This window comes from Hydrocoleum sp. CS-953 (assembly GCF_002260545.1).
In the GTDB taxonomy this organism is placed as follows: domain Bacteria; phylum Cyanobacteriota; class Cyanobacteriia; order Cyanobacteriales; family Microcoleaceae; genus Trichodesmium.
The window spans coordinates 1-6,441 of sequence record NZ_LGSU01001062.1; the positions used below are offsets into that span (position 1 = coordinate 1).

The 6,441-nt window shown below is 36.2% G+C and carries 5 protein-coding genes and 1 pseudogene; 1 reads left to right on the top strand and 5 read right to left on the bottom strand.

Annotated elements, in window-relative coordinates:
* Positions 1 to 417: pseudogene (locus tag AFK68_RS15725) on the bottom strand (hypothetical protein); the annotation flags it as partial.
* 71 nt (positions 418 to 488) lie between these two features.
* Between AFK68_RS15725 and AFK68_RS15730 the strand changes: the two are divergent.
* Positions 489 to 1,472 carry a DUF1848 domain-containing protein gene (locus AFK68_RS15730; RefSeq protein WP_094673605.1) on the top strand — a complete coding sequence of 328 codons (984 nt, stop codon included), beginning with the start codon at positions 489 to 491 and terminating at the stop codon, positions 1,470 to 1,472.
* A 186-nt stretch (positions 1,473 to 1,658) separates the two neighbouring features.
* Here the strand turns inward: AFK68_RS15730 and AFK68_RS36890 are convergent, their stop codons facing one another.
* The 4 genes from AFK68_RS36890 to tig all read right to left on the bottom strand — a co-directional run bounded on the left by AFK68_RS36890 (position 1,659) and on the right by tig (position 6,084).
* Entirely contained in the window at positions 1,659 to 1,817 is a 159-nt protein-coding gene (locus tag AFK68_RS36890; RefSeq protein WP_168186500.1) for a hypothetical protein, read from the bottom strand.
* 636 nt (positions 1,818 to 2,453) lie between these two features.
* Complete coding sequence (gene clpX, locus AFK68_RS15735; RefSeq protein ID WP_094673606.1) at positions 2,454 to 3,803, bottom strand: ATP-dependent protease ATP-binding subunit ClpX; 1,350 nt, start codon at positions 3,801 to 3,803, stop codon at positions 2,454 to 2,456.
* Between the two features lie 12 nt (positions 3,804 to 3,815).
* Positions 3,816 to 4,502: an ATP-dependent Clp endopeptidase proteolytic subunit ClpP gene (clpP, locus tag AFK68_RS15740; RefSeq protein WP_094673607.1), complete on the bottom strand. Its 687-nt coding sequence runs from the start codon at positions 4,500 to 4,502 to the stop codon at positions 3,816 to 3,818.
* 118 nt (positions 4,503 to 4,620) lie between these two features.
* Positions 4,621 to 6,084: a trigger factor gene (gene tig, locus AFK68_RS15745; protein ID WP_094673608.1), complete on the bottom strand. Its 1,464-nt coding sequence runs from the start codon at positions 6,082 to 6,084 to the stop codon at positions 4,621 to 4,623.
* Positions 6,085 to 6,441 lie beyond the last annotated feature (357 nt).

Here is a 6,441-nt window from a genome sequence, read left to right on the forward strand (position 1 = left end):
GTTGTATATTGTTAATGATTCATAATTTATATCTATTCCTATACAAAAAATCTCTAGTGAATTTGTAAATTGTTTACTTTCTCGTAAAGAAATAATTCTTTCTAAAAAAGCTATTGTTGCAGCTCCAGCTCCACATCCAACATCAATTAAAAGTATATGCTGATTTGTATTTATCCAATCCAATAATTTTTCAGAAGTTACGATATTTTCCAGAGTATAAATTACTTTAAAATAGTGTCCAGGGAAAAAAACATTATATTGAGCAGCAGCACTTTCAAGTGTTTTTACTGGCAATAATTCTCTTGCTTGTTCGTGCGAAATATTTTTGTAACCTTTAGCTTCTGTTTGATCTGCCAACCACTTATGTACAGCACTATAAGCAGATTGAATGTCAGGGTGAAAATAATAATCTGGCATTAGTTGATGTTGAATTCAATTAAAGATTATAATTAGGAACTATTATATATTTACCAAGTAAAATAAGCCAAATGAAAATTATAAGTGCAAGTCGTAGAACCGATATTCCAGCTTTCTACAGTCAATGGTTTCTCAATCAAATTAAAGCAGGTTTTTGCCATAGACTTAACCCATATAACTATCAAGTTTATCGAGTCTCTTTACAACCAGAAGATTGTCTAGCCATAACATTTTGGACTCGTAATCCTCAGCCATTACTACCACACCTTGATTTTCTCACTAATCAAGGATATGTTTACTATTTCCATTTCAGTATTAATGGATATCCTCAAACAATAGAAACAAATAACCCACCCCTTCAAAAATCAATAGAAACTTTTCAAAAGCTATCTCAAAAACTTTCACCTAATCAAATTCAGTGGCGATATGACCCGATTTTACTTAGCAACATAACACCCTTTTCTTATCACTTAGAAAAATTTGAATTTCTCAGTCAACAACTAGAAGGTTATACAAAACGTTGCTATTTCTCCTTTGTTAATTTTTACGATAAAACAGAGCGTAATTTAGGTAAAGTTGCTGTAGAAAATAACATCAAATTTCAGTATCCTTCTCTAGAAGAAAAACAACAACTTACTAAACAACTCCGAGATATTGCTAAAGTAAGAGATATTAAATTATATTCCTGTTGTGATGATGCTTTAATAAGTGAAGGTGTTGAAAAAGCTCATTGTATTGATATGGATATTATCAAAATGTTGCGACCTAATTTTAAAACTCACCTAAAAGCAGCACCTACTAGAGAAGAATGTGGTTGTGTAGAGTCAATTGATATTGGTATGTATGATACTTGTGGTTTTGGTTGTCAATATTGCTATGGGACTAAAAGTAGGAATATTGCTTTAAAACAAATGAGAGAAAATAATCCTAACGATACCCTTTTATGGAGACCTGAAAAATTGAAAGATATTGACCTTAATTTAAAAGAGGCAAATAAAAAAGGGAAAAAATTTGTAGATTCATCGCCTGAATATATTCAAGGCAAACTTTTCTAAGAATGATTTTAAGTTCACTAAACTAACTTTAATAAATCTAATTTATCAAAATAACAATATTAGAATAAGAATTTCAGCGCACTTGTCAAATAAACTAAGGTAAAGTTTACCTTTGACTATTAAACCAGTTTCAACAATAGCTTGTCTCCAATTGATTTCTAAACTTGATTACTTTCCAATTTTTTCCTAAATATCTTCCTGTTTTTGTGGAAAAGGATAATTAGGAGTATGAGAATTTCCTCGTTTAATCAATCCTTTTATAGCATCATCATTCTCTCGATGAGCTAAAATATAAGACCTCAGTTGTTGGTGTGTTATTTTATTCAAGTCAGGTTTAGTCATCATTAAATCTCCATTGACTTCTAACTTCAGCGTTAGACATCTCCGGAAAATAAATAAACCTTTGAGTTAGATCAGCTCAAGAAAGAAAAAGTCACCATAAAAAATCCTTTTTCATGCCTTTTTCGTGAAAATATTTTGCCTGTTCCCCGTTCCCTGTTCCCTGTTCCCTACTCCTCCAAAAAATCTATATCTTTTTTACGCCTAGGTCTATTATATTGTGATTAATAAATGCAACCTAAAATTTAATCTAAATCTGCATTCTGTGAAGCTCCAAAAAAATCAGCAAAAAAGACAATTTCTTCTTGCATCCGCAAAAAAATTATGGTAGTATGTAATTATTGGGGTTTACTCGTCTATACACATGATTTTTTATTCAACAAACATATCTATTGATATTATGTTGCTTAAGGACTGCTCAAACTAAAGTTGTGAAAGGGTACTTATAAATCCTTCACCACACACAATTTTAGATTTATCAGTCCAATAAGCATATAAAATTTTTATTCAAGTGTATCTTTAGAAGCCAAACATAAACGGAACTTACCTTTTTTTTGCTTGCTCTAAACACTACATATCTATAACGTTATAGTTTCTCAATACTATATGTAGTTACCCTGCCTAAATCCTGTGATCAATTAATTAAGCCGACTCCGGTTTAGGCAAAGACGAAGGATGCAACAACAACTCAGCAGTCGATCGCTTCTCCACCATCTCCTTAGTAATAGTACAACGAGTCACATCCTTCCGAGACGGTAACTCATACATCACATCCAACATCAACTCCTCAACAATACCCCGCAACGCCCGCGCCCCAGTTTTTCTCCTAAACGCCTCCTTAGCGATCGCCCGTATAGCATCCTCCTCAAACTCCAACTTCACATTATCCATCCGCAATAACTTTTGATACTGCTTCACCAGAGCATTTTGAGGTTCCGTCAAAATAGCCATCAAAGTATCCTCATCCAGAGGTTCAACCACAGCCACCATAGGTATTCGTCCAATCAACTCTGGAATCAAACCAAACTTAACCAAATCATTCGGTTCCATTTCCTTCATTAAATCTATAGCCTTTTTCTCCTTAACCTGATGACTTTCTCCACTCTGTTGAATAAAACCCATTGACTTTTTACCACTTCTCTGCTCTACTATCTTCTCCAAACCAACAAAAGCCCCACCACAGATAAATAAAATGTTACTCGTATCAATTTGAATACAATCTTGATAGGGATGTTTCCGACCACCTTGTGGAGGAACATTAGCCACAGTTCCCTCCAACATCTTTAACAAAGCTTGCTGTACACCCTCCCCAGAAACATCTCTTGTTATAGAAGGGTTCTCACTCTTACGAGCTATCTTATCAATCTCATCAATATATATAATTCCTCGTTGTGCCTCATCCACTTCTAAATCTGCCACTTGCAAAAGTCGCAGCAAAATATTCTCCACATCCTCCCCAACATATCCAGCTTCAGTTAAAGTCGTCGCATCTGCCACAGCAAAAGGCACATCCAATAATTCAGCCAAAGTTTGAGCCAATAAAGTCTTACCACAACCAGTTGGCCCAATCAACAAAATATTAGACTTTTGTAATTCCACCTCATCTTGAGAGGACTTGCCACTTTTTTTCGCCTCGACAAAACTCAAACGTTTATAGTGGTTATAAACTGCCACAGATAAAACCTTCTTACCTTCCTCCTGACCAATAACATGAGCATCGAGATAATTCTTAATCTCCCTAGGCTTAGGTATTTGATTAACAGATAATCTCTTAGCAGCAGTCCCTCGTTTTTGAGGTGAAGGTGCTGGACGTGGCATTGCTGGTTGTGCCCCTGTAGCATTGGAGTCAAAAAGCTCCTCATCTAAAATCTCATTGCACAACTCTACACATTCATCACAGATATAAACTCCTGGTCCAGCTATCAATTTCCGGACCTGTTCCTGAGACTTGCCACAAAATGAACATTTTAGATGGGAGTCGTATTTAGACATAACTGCCTCTTCTTACATTGCAGGGACAGACTCTCCTGGTACAGGAAGATTCTGTCTTGTAATAACTTGATCTATCAGGCCATAATTTTTAGCCTCTTCTGCGGACATAAAAAAGTCACGCTCTGTATCAATCTCTATTGTTTCTAGAGGTTTACCTGTATGTTCTGCTAACAATTCATTTAGCTTACGTTTATGATAAAGGATTTCCTTAGCTTGAATCTCAATATCTACAGCTTGACCCTGGGCACCACCTAAAGGCTGGTGAATCATAATTCTCGAACTAGGGAGAGACATTCTCTTACCTTTTGCCCCACCAGATAGAAGAAAAGCGCCCATGCTTGCCGCTAAACCATAACAAATTGTAACTACATCAGGTCTTACCTGTTGCATTGTATCGTATATAGCCATTCCAGCGGTAACTGAGCCTCCAGGAGAGTTGATATATAGTTGAATATCTTTTTCTGGGTCTTCAGCATCCAGGAATAACATTTGGGCTGTGATAGTATTTGCCAAATTGTCATCTACTTGAGTTCCAAGAAAAATTATTCTTTCTCGGAGCAGTCGTGAGTAGAGGTCAAAAGCTCTTTCTCCCATCCCAGATTGTTCGACCACCATTGGTACAATATTACTAGGACCAGAGTAGACTTGTAACTTGTTATAACTACTAACTAAATTATCAGAATATTTGGATATAACCATTATACACTGGTTTATTTATCAATTTTATATTTTAGGCTTCAGTAGATTCTGAAGCTAAATAATATTATGCCGTACCTTGACTAATCTTGGTAGTCCGGTTATCCGGACTATTGCCAATTTACTCTTCTTCCTCCTGAGATTTTTCTCCAGTAGCTACTTGTTCTGCCTCTACTTCTACAATAGTTTCACTAGCTTGAGGTGTTTCTGCCTCAACCTGAGTTTCTACTTCTGTAGTTTGAGGTATTTCTGACCCTGTGTCTAAAGTTCCTTCAGGGACTAATTCCACAGTCCCATTTTCTTCTAAAAATTTAATAGTTTTTTCTTTCAACAGGTCTTCGGTCACAACTTGTCTTAACCTATCTGGATCGACATCCTTTCCTTTGAGCTGTTCCATTACCTTAACTGACTCTGCTGCTATTTCTTCTTCCTCCACCGTAATAGACTCTTTTTTGGCCACTGTAGCTATGGCCAAATCTCTTCTCAACCGTTCAATTGCTTCAGGTCGCGATCGCTCTTGCATTTCCGGCAATTTATCGCTACTGAATAATTCTTTAACATCTATTCCATATTGGCTCAACTCCATGGCACTTTGGGCTAACATTTGTTGAACTTCATTTTTAATCAATGTTTCTGGAATTTCTACTTCTATATGAGTCACCAGCTCATTTACTATTGCTAGTTCCTTATTTTGTTTTGTTTGATCCTCTTTTTCTTTAGTAAATTTTTTCTCCAAGAACTCCCGTAATTCTGCTATTGTTTCAAACTCACTAATTTCTTGAGCCAAATCATCATCTAATTCTGGTAATTCCTTTTCTTTAAGTTCTTTCAAAGTTACAGTAAATACTGCAGGCTTACCTGCTAAATCTGTCTCACTATATTCTGCCGGAAACTGTGCAGAAATTTCCTTTGTTTCCTCTGGGTTCATTCCCACTATTCCCTCAATAAAGCCCGGAATAAATTGTCCTTCTTTTAAATCCATTTGGAAATCTTGAGCCTTACCACCTGGGACTTCTTTTGGTTCTTCCCCCTCTGTTTCCGATGGAATTACACCAACAAAATCCACTATAGCCACATCTCCCAACTGAGCAGCTCTTCCTTCTACAGGAATTAATGTTGCCATTTGAGAGCGACGTTCTTCCAGAAACTCATCAACTTGGGCAGGGTCATACTTAGCTTCTTCCGCCTTAACCACTAATCCTTTATAGTTGTCAACTTTAGCCTCTGGCTCTACATCTACCTTAGCCGAGAAAGCCATTTCTTGTCCTGGTTCAAAATCTTTTACCAGCTCTTCAAACTGTGTTTTAAGTTCAAATTGGCCTATTGCATTTATTTGCTCTTGTTCCCTTGCTTTTTCTAAGCAATTATTGATTAAGTCATCTAAGGCCATTGCCTTGATATAATCTTTTCCTAGCCTTTGGATCAATATGTTTCGAGGTACTTTGCCTTTTCTGAACCCAGGAATATTGGCCGAACGGGTATATTTCTGAATTACCTGCTCATAGGCATTCTTGGACATTTCTGGTGTAATCTCAATTTCTAGACCTATTTGGCTAGCTGGCAGTCTTTCCTGGGTAACTTTCATCGGCTTGTCTAATTTAGTCAGTATTTATAGGTTATGATTCTCTTAAGGTATATAAATATTCCTTAACTTGGGAAACTTGAGTATTTCCATAATTTCTAACACTTAGTCTGTGTAGATTACTATATTATCCCTCTATCACGGTCAGTAATAGCTTAACTTTAGGACTTTTTTAAGTTTATTGTTATTTACTGGTTCTTGGTAAACTAGAACTAAGTTGAGATTTTACATAGAAGCAACATCAAATATTTTAGGATTTTTCGGAGGCCTTTTTATGTCTCGACGTTCCCAGGGTTACTTCTGGGGGTATACGTTCTCAATTCTATAGAAGGTGCAATTAGTCGAGCTATTCTGGGAGCT